Source organism: Siphonobacter sp. SORGH_AS_1065, assembly GCF_030818595.1.
Classification (GTDB): Bacteria; Bacteroidota; Bacteroidia; order Cytophagales; family Spirosomataceae; genus Siphonobacter.
Genome location: NZ_JAUTAM010000004.1, coordinates 3,473,560 through 3,492,394 on the forward strand (window position 1 = coordinate 3,473,560; position 18,835 = coordinate 3,492,394).

Sequence of the window (18,835 nt, forward strand, 5' to 3'; positions counted from 1 at the left end):
TGAAATTTTCAGTTAGGATTATCATATTATTAACAAAACACTAAAATCGTTAAAAATTTGATAATTACATTTACAGGTTTTCAATTTAAAGAATTAATTATTGAAAAATTGAAAATACTGATTTAGAGGTTTCGGATTTAATAAAAATTAAAATAAAACTGGTGAAATCTCCGATTTAATGTTTCATTAAGCTTATAAGTAAGTTTTTTGTAAAAAAATCTATCTTTTCTGTATAAAATCTCTTGCTGTACCTAACAAAAAGTGGGCAAATGAGTTCAAATCTGAAATTTTAGTGGATTTCGCCTACGAAAAGACACAACCAAACAGGCCGTGCCTTTTTCATAAAATAATACTTGGGAAGCCGAATGCTTTTAAAGATGATCTTCTCTATACTTCGCTTTCGAGTGATCTGAAGCTGAAAAGTAAATGGCCTGCTAGTTTTATGGGAAATCAGACCGACTTCCCAGGAATCCACTCTCAGCTCTAATTTTTCCCTTTCTAGAAACAGCTAACGTTACATCTGATTGGAAGAGATATGGGTTAGTCTCTGACTTTACTGAAATAGAAGGATTAAAAAATCTGATGATCGTTGCTGACCGGGTGAATTCCGATTTCATACGTTTTCCCTTCTTCTGCCAGAATGGATGCAGGAAAGACTTCCTGAGCATCCAGCAAAATTTGGGTAACGTCCCGGTAGCGGGAAGAAAAATGTCCTAATAATAACTGCCCCGCCTGAGCATCTTTGGCTACCTGAGCCGCTTGTCCCGCCGTCGAATGATTCGTTCGCAAGGCCCGTTCATGCAGGTCGTTCGCAAAGGTGGCTTCGTGGTATAATACATCTACGTTTTTAACAACTTCGGCTAAATCGGGCAGGTATAAAGTGTCCGAGCAAAAAGCATAACTCCGCAACGGTGGTGGCGGCGTGGTCAGGGCTTCGAAGCTGTACTTAAGATTCCCATTCGCATCATAAACGTCTTTCCCTGACTTAAGCTGTATAAGCTCTTCCGGCAGGGCTTTTTCTGGAACCAGGCCTTTGATGAGATTTCGTTTCTTGGGTTTTTCCCTGAAAATAAAACCGGTACACGGAATGCGATGCTTCAGCGGAACCGTCTCGACCGTCAGGTGTTCATTCTCGAAAATATGCTCCTGCTGATGCGGATTCGTGGTGTGAAATTCAAGCGGATAGGTAAGCCGGGTATCGGAATATTTGAAATGGGTAGTAATAATATCGTCCAGCCCATGGGGACCGTAAATAGCCAGTGGCTCCTGCCGTTGGGCCAAACTCATGCTGGTTAATAACCCAAATAAACCAAAGTAATGATCGCCGTGTAAATGCGAAATAAAGATATTATACAGCCGACTGAGCCGCATTTTATGCCGAAGTAACTGCAACTGTGTACCTTCTCCACAATCCACCAGAAAATGCTCGCTTTCGTACGTAATCCACTGGGCTGTTGGGTTTCGGTGAAGCGTTGGTGTGGCAGAACCTGTTCCTAATATCGTGACCTGAAATTGCAAAGCGTCTTCCTTTCGTTTATGTTGCAAAAGGCAAGAAAAGAATTATTCCTGAATCAAAAAAGCCGACCCTGCGGTCGGCTTTCCCTTAATATTCTTCGTCCTTGCTGCTGGAACTGCCTTCTTCATCGGCACTTCCGCCGTAATCGTATTCATCGTCTTCTTCTTCGCGAAATTCGCCTTCCAGCTCATTCATGAAGACGGCATCAACGGCTTCTTCAACGGTTGGCAGAATCGTCAGATCGCGGATTTTGGCCCCGTCCAATTCTTCCGTAAGCTCATCGTCTTTGGTGACCAGAACAAACAAACCACCATCCCGTAAGCACAGTTCGTTGGCTTTACGAAGTACAGAGAATCCGTCCTGTTCAATGTTCTGAACCTGAGCTAAATCGATAACCATGTTAGTATATCCTTCTTTCCAGAGTGAAGCAACGCTTTTGGAAAGAGCCTGAGAAGCTTCGGTATCAATCGTCGCCTGTGGGATGTCAATTAATACGTACTGCTGATTTTTTTCAATTTTTAAATCCATCGTTCTTTATATAGTTTTTAGTTGATGGTTGTCAGGTTAATAATGCTATAAAATCTTATTTGTAGAAACAACAAACAACAAACAACAAACAACAAACAACAATTATGCTCTTGAAGCTAATAACTGGTTCACATTCATTTCAATACGGGCCAGTGGATTTGGATCGGGCGTAGGCGTGAACGTTTCACCCGCTACTTTTTCAAATAACTCAATATATCGTTGAGAAATCTGATTAATCCACTCTTCAGACATTTCAGGAACGCTTTGGCCTTCCTGTCCCTGAAATCCATTGGCAATGAGCCATTCGCGAACAAATTCCTTGGAAAGTTGTCGCTGAGCTTCACCCGCGGCTTGCCGCTCCGCATAACCTTCGGCGTAAAAGTAACGGCTGGAGTCGGGTGTATGAATTTCGTCAATCAGGTAAATCTCCGTACCACGCTTGCCAAATTCGTATTTAGTATCCACCAAAATCAGCCCCTGGTCGGCGGCCATTTGCGTGCCGCGTTCAAATAAAGCCAGCGTATACTGTTCCAGTTGCGTATATTCCTCTTCGGAAATTAAGCCTTTGCTAAGAATTTCTTCCCGCGAGATATCTTCATCATGACCTTCGTGAGCCTTTGTGGTGGGGGTAATAATCGGCTGAGGAAGGCGATCATTTTCTTTTAGCCCTTCGGGCAAAGTAACGCCGCACAGCACCCGCTTGCCGGAACGATAGGTACGCCAGGCGTGTCCGGCTAAATAACCGCGAACTACCATTTCAACGGGATACGCTTCGCAACGCCAGCCGAAACTAGCGTTCGGATCGGGGACTTCCAGTAACCAGTTCGGAACGATATCCGCCGTAGCTCGCAGGAAATGAGCCGCTAACTGATTCAACACCTGTCCTTTATAAGGAATGGGGTGGGGAAGAATTACGTCAAAGGCCGAGATCCGGTCGGAGGCGATGGCCAGTAAGTAATCTTCGAAAAAATATACGTCACGAACCTTGCCATGATACAGGCCGGTCTGACCGGGAAATTGGAAATCAGTACGGGAGATAGGCATGAACCTGAAAATAAGTTACAAGCTGCAAAATTAACCAGCGGAGCGTCAAATGCCAACTTTAGCAAGGAAACAGCCGTAATCCTGATTGATGAATGTTTGGAAAAAAGAAAGCGGTTACCATTTCTCCTTGGTTTCCATCGTGTTCTCGGGTTTATGCGGGTGCTGCTGGATGTACTGGATTTCCTGATTTCGGGAAGCCTCCAGCAATCGTGTCGCCTGTTCTTCCGTGAGGTTATACTGCGTCAGGGATTTTAAAATCTGTTCCTTTCGGGTAGAAACCTTTACTTCTGCCGATTGAGTGGGTGGAGGTGGCGTCTCGGAAGATTTCGGAGTTTCTGGCGGCGGACTCCCTTGCGGTGGAGTCAGGTGTTTTCTTCGAACCAACTCATAATTAAACCGGGCCTGGTCGTTGTCTGGATTACGAACCATCGCTTCCTGGAACTGAGCTTCGGCCTGGAGGGTATCGCCGGAAAAGCATAACAAAACGCCCAACTGATTCAAAGCCGTTGACGCAATGCCCGCATTCGAAACGCGAGCCAGCCGACGGTATTGGCTGATAGCCAAAGCCGTGTCTTTTTTAGCAAAAGCCGCATGAGCCAGATTCAGGATGACATCCGGTTCGGGAACAAGCTGTGTGCGTTCCAGATACTCGTAATACGCCAAAGCCTGATCGTAATCTTTTTGACGATAGGCATTTTCAGCAATGGTTTTGGCTTGGTTTCGCTGGATGATCTGGTTGGGCCAGCCCAGGGTCGTCAGCCAGATGGCAATTTTCAGCCAGAATATATTCATAACTCGCAGTCTTATAGTCGGAACGTTCGAACGGTAATCATAATATCGAAGCTCAGCAAAATTAAGGCCAGAATCACGAAATAATAGTAACGGTTGGAGGTAATGGACACCTTTCGCTGGTCAATGAGTCGCCCGGCAATTTGCTGAATGCTTTGACTCAATTGTGGAAAATCATTTCGAACCGAAGTGATTTCGAAGTAAGAACCACCCGCTTCACTTGCGATTTTTTCCAGTGATTCGGACTGCAACATTGTTCGCACAAAATTGCCGTCCTCGTCTTTAACGTAACTCCCGTTGGATGGAATTCGGCTGCCTTCCCGAGTACCTACGCCCAGGCAAAGTAAATGAATGCCTTGTCGACGAATGGCCCGGAGCGTTTTAGTATTGACGCTGCTAAAATCTTCGCCGTCGCTAATGAGCAGGATTACTTTGGAAGCATTGGATCTCGTATCCGTTGATTGCTTGTCCAGAGCCATTTCCAAAGCGGGCTGAAAAGCCGTTCCCTGATCGGTGAGCATTTGAGTATTGAGCGATTCAATGAAAATGGTCAGAGCATTCCGGTCGAAGGTAAGCGGACATTGCAGGTACGTTCCCGACGAAAAAACAATCATCCCGAAGCGGTCGCTTGGATAGGTATTGATGAGCCGATTCAGTTCAAACTTGATGCGTTGCAGTCGGGAGGGCTGCACATCCGTGGCATCCATACTGCGAGAAACGTCTACGACCAGAAAAATATCTTTACCTACGGCCTGGAGTTCGCGTTCGGGATCACCGAAGGAAGGTTCCAGCAAACCAATGATGAGAGCACCCATGGCGGTAGAACGTAGGAAAAACTTCAGGGCAGCAGAGCGGGCAGAGGTTTTTAATTGATAAGCATACCAAAAAGTTCTACCTAAATAAATGAGGTAAAGAATGACAAATAAGGCAATGAAAATCAGCTCAGTCCGGCTCCAATCGCGGTTGAAAATCATAGGGTGGCAGGCAGTGAAAAACACAAAAGACGGATTTTTTTTTAAGAAATACTTGCGTTCGGCGATTTTATAACCCTATATTTGCAGACCGAAACGGAACAGGAGAGGTGCCTGAGTGGCCGAAAGGAGCAGTTTGCTAAACTGTCGTACGCCTAAAGCGTACCGCGGGTTCGAATCCCGCCCTCTCCGCAGTCTCTCAAGTAAATTAGAGTACGTTTAGTTTTTCGGGGTGTAGCGTAGCCCGGTATCGCGTCTGCTTTGGGAGCAGAAGGCCGTCAGTTCGAATCTGGCCACCCCGACACATTGACCAGTACCAGTTCTCAGAAATACTGCGAACCATTGCTGAAACCGGCTGAGTCTGGTCCCATAGCTCAACCGGATAGAGCAACTGCCTTCTAAGCAGTAGGTTGCAGGTTCGAGTCCTGCTGGGATCACCTGATAATCAAGGCCTTACGTTTTATCGTAAGGCCTTTTTTGTTTTACCTCGCCCACAAACTCGCCCATATCGCTAAATTCCTGCTACTGTAGCTGCTATCCAGCCGTATAATTGAGTACCAGCTGTTCGGTTGGCATAATACCCTGGGTGATTGAAATCATCATTAGCTACTTGAATTACATTGTTAGGCGAGCCTTCGTCCACTTGAAAGCTAACACTCGAATGAGATAAGGGCTGTCCAGCATGCCAAGTTGGAATAAGATAGATACGGTTTGTTTTCTGCTGATCCATTGTGCCGAATCGAGAAACTAATTCCTTATACAAATCAAATTTTGCGTTGTGCGCTGATTGATCAAAAAGTCCCTTATAGTTGGGGTGCCTCTCAGGAAACATCGGGCCTGGAATATCAGTAAGGCAAACCCCTACTTTTACGTTGGGTAATTGGGACGCACATTCGTTTGCCAATTCCATAATGTCATTTACGATTTCGACGTAATTACTATGAAATAATCGATCGTTTTCTCCTAGACATATAACAATGTGGCTAGGTTCGCATACATCATAGGAATTAACGTTTGTTACCTTCGTTCCCGCTGTAGAACCTACGACTAGTCGAGTTACACCATCATTAGCCAGCGTTTTATATCTTTCCAAATACTTTAAAATACTGAAACGATTCGTACCCGTTTTAGTAGTGTCGAGATAACGATTAGATGCTCCGTTTGGAACATTATCAATCCAAGACTGTACCGCTGCTCTTTGTTCAGTTGTATCCGTCCAAGCCCCTAAATTTGTTATTTGACTTTCAGCTACTAAGATCGCATATGAATCACCAGAAATTACAGGTGTATTTACCCCATACGGTGTTTTAGTAATTAGGAGTTTATCGGCCGCTGTTGCGGCATAATCTCTACCTGTTTGAGCTTTCAATCCCAACAAGTCCCAAGCCCCGGCAACGTTGCTTACCCACATTCTAAACGGGTGTCGTAAATAAGTCGAAGTAGCATAGCCACCAGCACCACTTGCCCCGCCTCGAATGTTTGTAGTCGTTCCTCGATAGCTGACCGGGACGGTTACGATATTTTGATCGCCTACGCAAACAAATTGATAACCGCTTCCTGCATCGATAGAATTTTTAAGGGACATTTCTTTCGCCATGAGCCACATCGAACCAGCACCTGTTCTTTGACCGTTAATCAATCGGCTGGCTGTAATACTATCTCCTATGTAGAGTAGTTTTGTTACGAAAGCTTGTAAAACAGCAGTGTCAACAGAAATTCGATTTATCGTCAGAGTTTTCGTAAGGTATCTACCTCCGCCAATGAGAATGCTCATAGCCTCTTGAACAATTGCTGTTGCATTAACTGCGTTCCGAGAACCGACAATGAAGTTCTGATTCTTTTCGAGGAAAATATCGACCCGTTCCCGGATAAAATGCTGTAAATACAACATCAGCGGTTCCTTGCGAGCATTATAATTGCTCATTTCGGCATCTGATCCCGCCGGCTTTACTGCGTTGTTAGCGAAATAAACGTTTGCAGGTGCTAGTACTTCGAAATCGAGGTTCCCGGTATTGGCCCCGCTTTCAACGTCTTTTAGGCGTTGATCGATGGTGCCAAGGTTATAGAAAGCCGTTACAACGTTATAAAAGTTTACCGCGTTGTAATTGCTATTCGTTGAGGGCAAAGCCGGTACATCTGTATACGTAGTGGTTACGGGGTTAGCCGACCAAAAGCGATAGCAATACGTACCGTCGTTCCATTCGCCCGACGGCAACAACGCGTTTGCTGTACCGTAAACAGGTGTCATTTTGTCCGAAGCCTGAACGGAAACAAAGAACGTATCGCCTACCTGTAAATCCATCGGGGTCGTAAAATCGACCTTTAGCTCGTAATTTCTAAAGTCGTTATTAATGATGCCCGCCGTATTGAATTTCGCAATTTCCGCCGCCGTATAGGTCTTATTCGCGAGTACTGTTGCCGTACTTCCCCGCTTATGTACGACCTGAACGCGGAGGGGATTCGCAAACGTACCGTTGGCCGTATTCTTATAAACAAAGACGCCTACCCGCGTAATTCGCTTTACCGACTTAGCCAAAAACCACGATCTTATTTCCGCCTGTTCACTTGAACCAAAAAGCGTAAAACCGTAATTCGGCATCGGTTGAATAGTAGCCGTTTCCGTAACCTGCGTTACTGAACTTTTAATATTTGTCGTATCAGTTTGAAGGGTACTAATGTTGCTTTTTGCGGTTGCAATATCAGCGTCTCGCGATACGAAATCGTCAAGGGTCGCGAGCTCCGATCCGTTCTTTTTGGCTTTAGAACCTACGACATCGGCCTTAAAAGGTGTGGCATTTAACCCCGCGTTAACGGATAACGAGCTGAACGCTTCCCAAGGCAAGGCTATGCTTCCCAAATTAACCATAATCGTACTTACGCGACCGGTATTGCTTGACGAGTAGGCTTGAAACTTCATAAGCACCGCCCCCGTTGGGATAGTGTACGTAGTTTTATTAACGGCCTGATCGTAGAGGCTTAAACGGGTTCCTGTAGCATTATAGAACGACAATCCCCGGCCGCTACCGTTTTGCAGTCCGTCAATGGTCAGTTGGGTATTATTAGCCGGAATTGGCATTTGAACAAGGCCGGCCGTAGCATCCGGGTATTCGACTCCATCCGTACCGATTCCTTTTCCCGCTACTACATGCCCGACCTGATCGAAAATCTGTCGGCTTGTTGGCACTACCTCGGTTGCACGCGTAACGGCTTTCCCTTTCAGGTCATTCACGTCCGTTTGCATCGTATCGAGCGTCGGAAACGTCGTTACGTAGTCGTAGAAATGTACCGCGTTGTAATTGTTTTCGGGGGCTGGTAGTGAGGGAATATCGGTATAAACGGGAACCGTAGAATTTACCAGCCAGTACCGGAAACAATTCGTACCGTTGTTCCATTCACCTGAGGCCAATAAACTGTTTTCATTGCCAAAAATCGGCGTTGTCGGGGATTCCGTATACAGTGAAACGAACATGGTATCACCCGATACAATGTTCATCGGGACATCGAGGTTAGCTTTAAATTCGTAGTTTGAATAATTCCCCCCGAAACCGTTCGTATTGTACGGCAAAAGCTCAGCATTCGTAATTACCCTGTCGAGTAATTTCGTGACTGTAGACCCGCGTTTATGAATCACTTGCAGACGGCCGCCGCCCGTAATCGGATTCGCACCCGCCTGATTATCCTTGTAAATAAATACACCAACCTGAGCGAGTCGTTTTGAACTCTTAGCAAAAAACCACGAATTAATCAGGCGTTGTTCTGACGTTCCGAATCGCTGATAATTTGAGGTAGCACTCGGACGAATGACCGCTTGATAGGTTGAGACCGGCCCAAGTTTGGCTACCTGCGATTCAAGCGTATTCGCTCGCGACTCCAACGCGATTGCTTTTGAAAGTGCAAGGCTTGGCTTCGGTCTTAGGTACCACTGAGTACCCATCTTTGCGAGTTCATCGCCTACATTCAATGTATTGCCAACTGCGAAGTTTACACCTGAAAACGGAACGGTGCCTCCTACGGTAATAGGGAAAAAAGCCCCGTCCTGATATGTCGCTGAGCTCGCAGTAAGGGCGGGCGTATTTGTACTAACATTCCAGGGGCCTTGATCTTTACCAGTAACCACGCTTTGAGCGGCGGCTATCGCTTGATTTTGTGCCTCGAGTGCGAGGCCTTGGGCGGCTTGTGCTTGGAAAACTAAATCTTCAAGTCCGAAATCGCCTACTCCAAAAAGAACTCCCATAGTATTATGAATTTAAGTCTGTGGTCAGATTAATTTTTTACTGCTTCCAGTTTGGTAATCAGGGGTATCATTTCCCGAGTAATTTCTTCCCGCTTATCGGCATCTTCCAGGCACTCCTGGATTAGGTTGATCTGGCCCTGGTAGAAATCGAACTGAAAGACCTGACTTTTCTCAGGGTTCCAGGTTATCAAGCCATTCCCTGAATCCTTCATTTCAAATTGTTGAATTTCGGAAGCTGAGAATTCTACCAAATCCGATATTGTTTTAGACAGGAGCATTTTGATTTTACCACCTCGTTGGGGCAGTAGCGAAACGATAATTGCTCGTTCTGCAATAGTGAGTTCTAATTGTTTCATCTTACCAGTTATTATCCCAACCACTTATTATGTAGAATTTATTATCGGTAGCATAGCATAATTGCAAACCGTAACCTCCGTTAAACTTGGGAATAGGGATGCTCGCTCTAATAGCATTTTCGGCTATACCAAATGATTCAGTTCGCATGTGTACAATTGTGACTATCTTACCAGGTTTGATTTTATCCATTCCCTGCAGATAATAAGCGTTGTCTAAACCACCCGTCGTAGGATTGTTTAATAAAAACACATCGTATAGATTCACGTCCAGATAAACCGATCCGGGTTGTGTAACGACTTGATAAGGTCGGCCCTGCTGTAACAACCCATCCATTGAGACATTACCCTCAACTATCAAAGCGTAATTACCAGGGTCGGTATTGGAATTTTTTAAATATGCGGTTACTGAGCTTCCAGTAGATGCCGAAACTACATTGGTACCCATTCGGGCCATCCGGCTACCATCGAAGTTTTGTAATACGAAAGCGGCTTCACCTTTAAATACGGAGCCCTCTTGGTTACTGAGTATCCCGTCTTTAAGTTGCATATTACCTATTTGGCCTTTCGTAGCGAAGAAGGAGCCATCTGCTAAAACGCGATAAGGGGCATTGCCTCGATCTTCATAAGTGGTACCTGCCCAAAAGCGAATAGAACCATCAGCAGATGTATTAGAACCAGAAATTCCGGCTTCTCCAACATTGTTTTCATTTAACAGCTCAATACGTTTTCTCGCCCACATCTCTCCACCCTGGTTTACCCGGAAAGGTGCAAAACCACGATTGCCATAAGAAGCCCCTGCCCAGAAGCGGATAGAAGAATCCGCGGTGCCTTCCCCGGAAATACCCGCTAGAATAGCTCCGTTTACGCCAGCCAGCTGGATCCGGCCAGAGGTGACAATGCCCCCATCAATGGTCGTGACCGTATTATCGTAGTAGGTGCCTTCCACCCAATCAAGCGGATCAAATGACTGGCCTTCCAATCGATCGGCTATGGAACGTAAAAGAATTTTGTCTTCTTTAAGCCAGATGTCTCCAATCTGGTAGGGGGGAACAGGATTTGATGCACCCACAAACGTAGTGCGTTTCCCGTCGGCCGTGTCCTGAGCTTTCGCCGCATTGGCCAGAGCTGCCAGAGCGTCCTTATCTTTAATTACTTCCCAGGTATTGGATGCACCATTATAGCGGAAAGCCTCATTGGTATTAGTCTTGTACCAAACATCCCCGTTGTGTTTAGCTCGGTCGGCCTCTGGCCAGGTAGCAGGATTAGTATCTTGATACCAGGTTTCAATCTTTCCGTCGATTTGTTCTTGGAGGTCTTCCTTGTCTTCGGGGTATACGACCTCTACGAAATCTTTCAGATCCTGATCAATTTCCGAGACATCTTTTATAGTACCATCAGAGCGGATAAATTTGATGTATCCTGCTATTTCGCCAGCGTCTAGGTCAAAGTAGGTGGTGCCGTCGAAGCTTTGGATCCGACCCGTTTTAATAAACCGACCGTTTATGCTGGTAGCTCCATACGTTAGACTGTACCAGCGAACCCCGAGCGTAGTATCTACTGCATGCAAAACACCTACCAGAAAATGGTAGTAATTAGGATCGTCATCGGGCTTAATCTGGGCGGTTGAGAAAATGATATTACCGTCAGAGTAATTCGTCTTGTTGCACTTGGCATAAATGTATCGGGCCGTATTATCACTAATCGTGTACGTCTGATTTTGAATTTGCCAGGTGCGAATGTTTTCCTCAATAGTATAGTGGGTGAGCGTTCCCGAGTTCACCTTCACAACATTGAAATTGCTTTGATAATTAGGCTCAATGACTACGTTCAAGATGAACTGACCTGACTTAGCCCCGACGACGAGCATCATGGTTTCAATACTCTCAGGCTTAATGTGCCCGTCGGTAAAGTAGCCATCTGTATCAAAGATCATGGACAGTAGCTCCTGCGTAGTACGCCAGCCATAACGGGCCCGAGCTGCATCACGGAGATCGTTGATCCGGATAATGGTTTTCGTATCTGCGTTATCGGCAATGATCCGCTCAATCAGCGTCACATCATAGGTATCTGCAATGGCAACCGTGTATCTATATGGATACTGTAAATCCCGATAAAAGGAAATGATGCGGCTGGCCTTATCGATGAATAGGTCATCGTCTTTTATTTGCAATTGATCACCAAGAGCGTAGAAGTTGGTCAGTGCTCCCTCGGAAGCAAAGTCTGAGAGGTACATTTCATCTACTTCAAGGCTATAATGAACCCGTGGAGCTGAATTATCATCCAGGTATTCCTGTGCTTTGGCTAGTAGTTCCGCTTCGGCAGTGGCCACGTAGCTATCCGGCATTACGATGTCAAGCAAGACATACTTATCACCGGCAGCAATCGTGAAAGCTCCTGAGTCACTAGGGAATTCCATACCCCGTTCATCCTTAAAGGGCAGGAGGGTAAAGGTTTTACTAGCGTGAGCGTATTTGGCAATCTCGAACTCGTATCCTGCCAGGTTACCCGTATTAAAATGAACTTTTGCCGATACGCCCTGAATCAACCACTTGGTTTCACTGACTTCTTTTCCATTTACAGTCGTGGTGCTGCCGGGTACAATTTCGCTCAAATCGAAATCCATCCCAGCATCCGTAAACGTGAGCTTATCGCTACCCAAAGCCGTTACGGTTCCCGTGCGATGTGGGTAGATTTCATCAAAGTTTTTTGGGCCTTCAATCAGCCCAAAGGCGGCTTTGGCTGCAGCATTCTCTATAAAGCTTCCCGGCGTATCCATCCGCAGTCGCGGTGAAAAATTCCGGTAGTTGGATTTTAAGTTCTTTTCACCCCCAAACGCATAAAGCCGGGTTATGAAATTCTTGTCGGATACCGTCTCACGCTTCAAATTATAAAGCCCACCTGCACGGCCATACTCGTATACGTGCCCGAGTAGCTGTCCAACCTTTTTAAAGCTTAGGGTCCGATTCCCGCCCGCAGAGCGGATGATTTCGAACTCCGTACTGTATTCCTGACAAATCTTTTGCAGGACTGCCAGACAGTTTTCATTCGAAAATGAAAGGGTTTTGACAATAGATGGCTCAATGCTACCCAGTGACCACTTCGATCCAAATACCCGGGTGATGTTATTGATGAGTACGTTAGCAAACATCTGCAAATCACCCGTAAGCGAAAATTCGTTTGAGGTGTTTACGCCATTGATGTCCGTGTTGAAATACACGACTTTTAATAACTCATACTGAGGGCCTTCAAAGGTTAGGTCATAGATAAACTTTCGAGAGCTACTTTTTCGGGCAATCGGCATGACATTGAGTACATACTCCTCGCCGAAAGCAATGACCTTATCTCCAATCTCAATATCCAGCGGAGTGACCGATTCAACGGTAATTGATACGCGGTCTTCTCCTAAAAGCTCACGATACTGCTGAGCCTTCGTCACCGTGATGGCGGGCTCTTGCTGCATGAGGACTAACTCTGCACCGTTTGCTTTTATAATTACAACTGATTCCATACAATGGGGGCGTTCGAGCTAAATCCAGACATTTCTTCAATCACGCCAGCGACGATGATGTAATGATCCCCACCGGTCGTGAAATTGTGGGAAACGGTTTTGTTGGTACCGTAGACGTTACGGGTTTTTGAGCCGTCACCCCAGTAAATGCTGGTCATCCATTTGGAAGTCAGCGTAATCGTAGCGGTGCCGGTACCCGTGAACTTGAGGACCCGCTTAATGGGTTCAGGCTCCCGGAGCTTGAGCACGAACGTTCCCACCATGAGATCATCCGACCATTTTTTCTGAAGATTGACCGATTCACGGCAGTACACCTCATATACCAGGGGCTTGCTGGAGTGAACCTGAATCATGAGTCGCTGGGTGCTTGGTTTCATGAACTCAGCCATAAAGTTTTTTACTCGATCCAGAAACTCATCCCGGCCTACACCCTCTATGAAGCAGGAGAGGGAAATCTCACGGACATCGTAGCGTGGTCGGTTCAAATCAATTACTTCTCCGTGGTATTCGTCCCATTCTACCTTGAAGGGCTCCTTCATATTCAGGTTGTCAATTACCCCATCGGATTCTGACACCCAGACGCCAAAATCTTTGAAATTGCGTCCATTTACTGAGTAGGTAACTTCCATGTTTGCAACGGGAGGGGTAATGATCTCACCGGAATTAATGCCCTGGTAAATCGTCAAATCTTCATAACTGCTGTGACCTGTCCCATTGAAAGGATTATCATTGAGCAAACACCAACCGGTCGGCGCTCCCCATTCGGGCGGAAACTCTTCTGACCCCACAAAGCGCGAATTCAAATACACGCTAACCTTATCAGTTTCCTGAATAATGGCAACGTAGGTCCAGCTGGTCATGGGAGAGTGTAAATCCACATAGACGTAATTTCCTTCGCCTGGGAACTTGAAAAGAATCCAGGAAGCGTTGGGCCCATCTATAAACTCATCAGCGATAACCCAGCAGGTAAAGGTGTATTCGCCATCTAGTGGAATCAGCTTCTTAGTGATTTCAGCACGACCTTCGCCGGGAAAATTGACGGCACGATTGACCCGCCCCTGCGTAAACCGTGCTCCAATCAGGGCTGCGTTGGCCTGATTATCTGATTGGTCATGCGCTTCATCAGATCCATCAGGGTCGTTAAAGGGGATATCCAGTATTTTATCGTTCTCTGCCATTATCCTGTAATTCCTTTTGAGCGTAAAGGGTCTGACGACTGAATTGAGCCCAGCTTTGCATCAATTCCTTCCAAAAACCGCATGTAGCGGGAGTAAACGGCAATTTCGGTTAGCTGGGTTAGTGCATTTTTCATGGTAAATAGCGTCTCTGCACCATTGATTCGGATAGCATTCATTTGTCCGGCAAGGACTGAAGCGGTTTCTTCGGACACGCCTTTTATAGCTCCAGAAAGAGCCGTGTTTGCCGCATCCTTTCCCGTGTTTGACTTTTTGAATATGTCCATCCCGTAAGCTCCAGCAGCGGACTGGGCGGCTTCTAGTCCTGCATAGAATTGTTTCCAGAGCTCATCAGCCTCACCAAAGAAGCGGCCGAAGTCATCGATCCAACTGCCGTCACCGGTTGGGCCATAGGAAGCAATCATTTCGTCCTGAAGCTTTTTAAAACTGGCAGAAAACACCTGGTTAAATATGAGCTGGGATAGCATGTCCTCTAAAATCTTGGACACACTGTCACCAAAGGCTTGAGCGGCATCCGTTCCTTCCTTGAATGCGGTCACCAGTGAATCCCGAAGTGTATTGCCAAGTGAACCCGCCAGTTCAGAAACGACACTTTTTACCTGCTCCTTGGCTTCCTCAATCTGCTGCATCCACTCAATGGTGTTTTGCAGTAATTGCTTGGTGTTCTCATCAACCAAATTTTGATCAATAAGCGTTTGAGCAAGTTCTTCGTCCAGTTCTTCCCAACCGTCTGCGGCTTCCTTGACTAAATCCGGATACATTTCCAGCAGGGAACCCCACTCGTCCTTTTTCTTTTTGCCTCCAAACAACCCTACAATCCCGCCGACGATTCCGCCCACGACACCACCCACTACGTTACCAATACCCGGAACGATGGTACCGATAGCGGCTCCAGCAGCGGCACCTGCCCCAATACCTTTACCAATAGCTCCGGCATCAATAGCATTTTTCTGGCCAGTTTTGGCCCGTCCATTCGTAAGCTTATCTATTGCTTCCTGATAGCCTTTGTTTGCATCGTTTAGCTTAGCTATACCGTCCTGAAGTCGACCTTGGAAGTCCTTAACAAAAACCGATTCATTTAGCTCGGATTGCAGACCTACCTGATCATTGAGAAGGATATTGTACTGTTGCTGCTGAGCGATGACGGATCGGTAATATTCTTCTTCAGCCTGCTTACGTTGACGGGATGAAGAAGCGATTATATCAATTAGGCCAATCACTCCGGAAATTCCGGCAGCCATTTTATCCGTTTTAGAGGCTGATTCATCAAAAGCAATCGTAACCAGATTTGCCTGTGAAGAAATGCCTGAAAGCAACCGGCCCGTTTCGCCTAATCCTCCGTTCACCTGAGAAAGGGCTTCTCCCAGATCACCTGCCAAACTGGCAAATACTCGGTAATCGTCAAGTGTTTCCCGTTTAAGATCAAAGCCTAAGTCTTTAATCTCTTTGGCGGTCTGCTTAAACAGTTCGCTTTCTTTACCTACCGTAGATTCTAACTCTTTTAAATAGGCCTTCAGTCGAGTAATCCTTATTCTAAGTGCTTCCCGTCCCTGTGCGTCGATTACCTTGTTGAGATCCTTGAAAGCCTGAGAGGCTTCGGCCTGTTGGATAGCTAAATCATCGTATTCCTGCTTCTCAGCTTTGTTGATGGCGCTTAAAGCTTTTTGATAATCGGCCCCGCGATCAGTATTAAATTTCTTCTCTAGGACTGCCCTGAGATCAGCGTACCGCTTTGATACAGCAAGCCGTTGCTCTTCTGATCCCAGAACCTGGTTGAGAAACTGAGCCAGTTGCTCTTTACGCTGCTTCTCGGTGTTATTTATCTCCTCAGCTAGGGTTTTTCTGGCTTCAAAACCATAATCGGTAGTATCGCCCTCCAGTGTATCCTGTTTTGCTTTTAACTCAGCCAGGTAATCCGTAAGATTCTTCGCTTCATCTTTGGCTCGAGTTAGGCTTTCCCGGAATAAATCAATAGCCGTTTTCGCCCCCGTAGCTTCCTGATACTGGATGTTAAGAGAAACCAGATTCTTTGAGCCTTCTACGGAAATAGTGCCCTCATCCTCTAATGATTTTAACTTGCTTATTTCGCTTTTAAGGTAATCGGCGTAGGTGTTGCCACTTTTAAGCAGTTCACTGAATCGTTCATCGGCGGAATGCTTATCTACAAACTCAACCCATTTGGTATAGAGCTCGTATTGCTTTTTCTTCTCGGCTAGTTCTTCTTCAAAGGTTTTTACCTCCAAGGTTTTCCGGATGGCTGCTGCCTTACGCTCCGCATCCAGCTTAATTGCGTTTTGCCGAGCGAGCACCCCTTTATTGGAATCAGGAGTTTTGTCAATAACTTCTTGGGCTTTTTTAGCTACGTTTTCCCAATAGGAAAGACTTCCCATGGGGCCAACTTTCTCCGCATCCTTTTCGGCTTTAGTCTTTTGGCCGGTTAGTCGGTTGCGGGACTTTTCCAGTGCGTCAATTTGCTTTTGATATTTATCAAATTCCGCACGAGAAGTAGCACTTTGCGATTGTTGTTCTTTAAGCGATTTAATCTGAGCGTCGTACCATTCAACCGTTTTCGCTACTGCTTTTTGATTGCCCCCTTCGGCAACTGCTGTAGACTTACCGACTTCGGAGATAGTTTTGACCCGTTCTTTAAGCTTCGACTGAATAAGATCTTCGTCTTTAACTATCTGATCGTTATACTTTCGAGTGGCATCAGCCGTTTCTGCTCCGAAGTTTCGATTGGCATTGGGCACTCCGGTAATGCTACCTGTTTGAGTCAGTCCAAGCTTGAGACGCTCCAGTATGGGTAGATCGTTCTTGCCTTCCCGTGCAGCTCGTTGACGATTGATTGAATCGGTGAGTTCCTTTTCAATCTCCTGCATCTCAAGCTTCCGTTTCAAAGCCTCGATGTAGGTGTTTAAAGCCGTAGTGCCATCGGCCGTAGCGACGTTTTCGAGGGTCAGGGCTTTGAGATGTTCCGGCGATAACCGGATAAGATCCTGCAGTTTTTTATTACGTTCGTCGCGGCTGAGATTCTCGTTATTGATCTGAGTCTTTAAAACCTCAATCTTAGCGATTTCAGAGGATGCCTGTTCTGTCGCCCGATTCATGGCCTCGCTTAACCGCTCCTGTACCTTTTCTGCTTGCGTTGCCTCATTGCGGAATACAACTACCGCAGTGATTAACCCAGTGAGTAAAGTGGCGGCTAGTACATAGGGGTTTGCTAAAATCGAAGCATTGAGAGCAGTCTGAGCTCTGGTAGCCGCTTGAGAAACCACTACCTGAGCGGCTTGGGCTACGGTTAACTGCCGTGTGACTTGAACGGCTACCATGCTGGCCCCGTTAAACTTCTGAATGGTATCAACGGTGGTCATCGCCGCCCGTACCTGTTCAACCACTACTAAGGCCAGAACCGCAGTGCGGTAAGCACCATAGGTGGCTACCATGACCTTGAGGACATCAATGACCTTCTCGTAATTCTCAACGAGCGTAGCGGCGGCTCCAATCCCGGAAGCCAGAATACCCTCATTGCTTTTGCCTATTTCGTTAAGCATTCCTTTCCAAGCATCTGATAATTGAGCAGTAAGGCCTGTCAAGGATTTAGACTGAGCTTCCATGAGTCCGCCGAACATCGAGCCGCTTTTGGTCAAATTGTCGATGACCTTTTGCACTTCAGGGAAACCTACTTTCCCCTGTTCGACCAGGTCCCTGACTTTACTTTCAGCTACTCCAAACTGTTTGGCTAGTTCCCGAATCATCGGGATACCTCTGCCCGTAAACTGATTTAAATCCTGCGTGTAGAGTCGGCCCTGAGTCATTGTGGTGCCGTACAAATACACAATATCGTTAAGAGGAGCCCCGATACCCGAAGCGATGTCACCTAGCTTAGTTAGGGTAGGGATAATCTTCTCGGCCTGCTCACCATAGGCAAGTAGCTGCTTAGCTCCTTGTGCGGTATCAGATAAACCGTACGGCGTTTTAGCCGCAAACTGAGCAACATCAGCAAGCAAGGCATCAGCTTTTGTCTTACTGCTCAGCATCGTAGTAAAGGCAATCTCCAATTGCTGGTATTGTCCTCTTACTTTGATGATTTCACCCGGGAGCTGCTGAAGGGATGCAAACGTCAGATAGCCGGCAGCCAACTGACTCATCATCTTAAAGCTCTGACCAATCCGATCATTCTCGGATCGTACTGTACGGGAATAGCCTTCAAAGCCCCTTTGTGCATCGCTGATTTGACGATTCAAAGTAGGAGGTAAGCCACGGATTGAACCTAAAGCTCCATCGAATGCTCTTACTTCGCTTCTGGCTTTACTCATCTTGCCGGGAACATCGCTCAGCTGAGTAGTAAAGTGTACTGCAGATTGACTAATACCTTTGAAACCCTTATCGATTCTGCCCGTTTCGTTGGTAACGTACGTTCCGAAACCCAGGATACGACGCTGCATCTCATCAATCTTTCGATTGAAAAAACTATCGTCGATATCGGCTTCAAAATCGAGAGGTCCCGAGTTATTCATGAGTCAAGACTATTGATGTAATTCATGATGTCCTTAGCATTCTGCTTGGTCAGCTTTTTCTTCTCTTTCACCTCTTTCTCTTCCTGCTTAGGCATTTCATAGCCAGGGGCATCAATGAGTACTCGTTGCATGATTGGCCATCTGATTTTCCAGTGTAGGTATTCCCATGACCAGCC

11 protein-coding genes and 3 tRNA genes are annotated in these 18,835 nt (G+C 46.2%); 3 read left to right on the forward strand and 11 right to left on the reverse strand.

Annotated features, from left to right (window positions below; all coding sequences use genetic code 11):
- Nucleotides 1-570: 570 nt before the first annotated feature.
- From QE390_RS14970 to QE390_RS14990, 5 genes are all read right to left on the reverse strand, one after another.
- On the reverse strand, nt 571-1,545 hold the full coding sequence (locus tag QE390_RS14970) for a ribonuclease Z (protein WP_232793772.1): 975 nt from the start codon (nt 1,543-1,545) through the stop codon (nt 571-573).
- A 58-nt stretch (nt 1,546-1,603) separates the two neighbouring features.
- The gene (locus QE390_RS14975) at nt 1,604-2,044 is read right to left on the reverse strand and encodes an STAS domain-containing protein (protein WP_307142719.1); all 441 of its coding nucleotides are present in this window, start codon (nt 2,042-2,044) and stop codon (nt 1,604-1,606) included.
- A 102-nt stretch (nt 2,045-2,146) separates the two neighbouring features.
- Nucleotides 2,147-3,088, reverse strand: coding sequence for a phosphoribosylaminoimidazolesuccinocarboxamide synthase (locus QE390_RS14980; RefSeq protein ID WP_307142720.1), 942 nt, complete (start codon nt 3,086-3,088; stop codon nt 2,147-2,149).
- Nucleotides 3,089-3,202: 114 nt separating this feature from the next.
- The gene (locus tag QE390_RS14985; RefSeq protein ID WP_307142721.1) at nt 3,203-3,880 is read right to left on the reverse strand and encodes a tetratricopeptide repeat protein; all 678 of its coding nucleotides are present in this window, start codon (nt 3,878-3,880) and stop codon (nt 3,203-3,205) included.
- An 11-nt stretch (nt 3,881-3,891) separates the two neighbouring features.
- A complete protein-coding gene (locus QE390_RS14990) occupies nt 3,892-4,851 on the reverse strand; it encodes a VWA domain-containing protein (protein WP_307142722.1) in 960 nt (319 codons plus the stop codon).
- A 101-nt stretch (nt 4,852-4,952) separates the two neighbouring features.
- Between QE390_RS14990 and QE390_RS14995 the strand changes: the two genes are divergently transcribed.
- The 3 genes from QE390_RS14995 (at nt 4,953) to QE390_RS15005 (ending at nt 5,285) form a co-directional block, all read left to right on the forward strand.
- Nucleotides 4,953-5,040, forward strand: a tRNA-Ser gene (locus tag QE390_RS14995).
- A 36-nt stretch (nt 5,041-5,076) separates the two neighbouring features.
- Nucleotides 5,077-5,150 (forward strand) — tRNA-Pro (locus tag QE390_RS15000).
- A gap of 61 nt (nt 5,151-5,211) precedes the next feature.
- A tRNA-Arg gene (locus tag QE390_RS15005) sits at nt 5,212-5,285 on the forward strand.
- Nucleotides 5,286-5,359: 74 nt separating this feature from the next.
- Here the strand turns inward: QE390_RS15005 and QE390_RS15010 are convergent.
- The 6 genes from QE390_RS15010 to QE390_RS15035 all read right to left on the reverse strand — a co-directional run bounded on the left by QE390_RS15010 (nt 5,360) and on the right by QE390_RS15035 (nt 18,790).
- Complete coding sequence (locus QE390_RS15010; protein ID WP_307142723.1) at nt 5,360-8,965, reverse strand: hypothetical protein; 3,606 nt, start codon at nt 8,963-8,965, stop codon at nt 5,360-5,362.
- Between the two features lie 146 nt (nt 8,966-9,111).
- Nucleotides 9,112-9,438 carry a hypothetical protein gene (locus tag QE390_RS15015; protein ID WP_307142724.1) on the reverse strand — a complete coding sequence of 109 codons (327 nt, stop codon included), beginning with the start codon at nt 9,436-9,438 and terminating at the stop codon, nt 9,112-9,114.
- 1 nt (nt 9,439) lies between these two features.
- Nucleotides 9,440-12,946 carry a hypothetical protein gene (locus QE390_RS15020; protein ID WP_307142725.1) on the reverse strand — a complete coding sequence of 1,169 codons (3,507 nt, stop codon included), beginning with the start codon at nt 12,944-12,946 and terminating at the stop codon, nt 9,440-9,442.
- Complete coding sequence (locus QE390_RS15025; RefSeq protein ID WP_307142726.1) at nt 12,931-14,124, reverse strand: hypothetical protein; 1,194 nt, start codon at nt 14,122-14,124, stop codon at nt 12,931-12,933. Before QE390_RS15025 ends, QE390_RS15020 begins: the two co-directional genes overlap by 16 nt.
- Nucleotides 14,124-18,659, reverse strand: coding sequence for a tape measure protein (locus QE390_RS15030; protein WP_307142727.1), 4,536 nt, complete (start codon nt 18,657-18,659; stop codon nt 14,124-14,126). The genes QE390_RS15025 and QE390_RS15030 overlap by 1 nt, the downstream gene beginning before the upstream one ends.
- Entirely contained in the window at nt 18,656-18,790 is a 135-nt protein-coding gene (locus QE390_RS15035; RefSeq protein WP_307142728.1) for a hypothetical protein, read from the reverse strand. Before QE390_RS15035 ends, QE390_RS15030 begins: the two co-directional genes overlap by 4 nt.
- Nucleotides 18,791-18,835 lie beyond the last annotated feature (45 nt).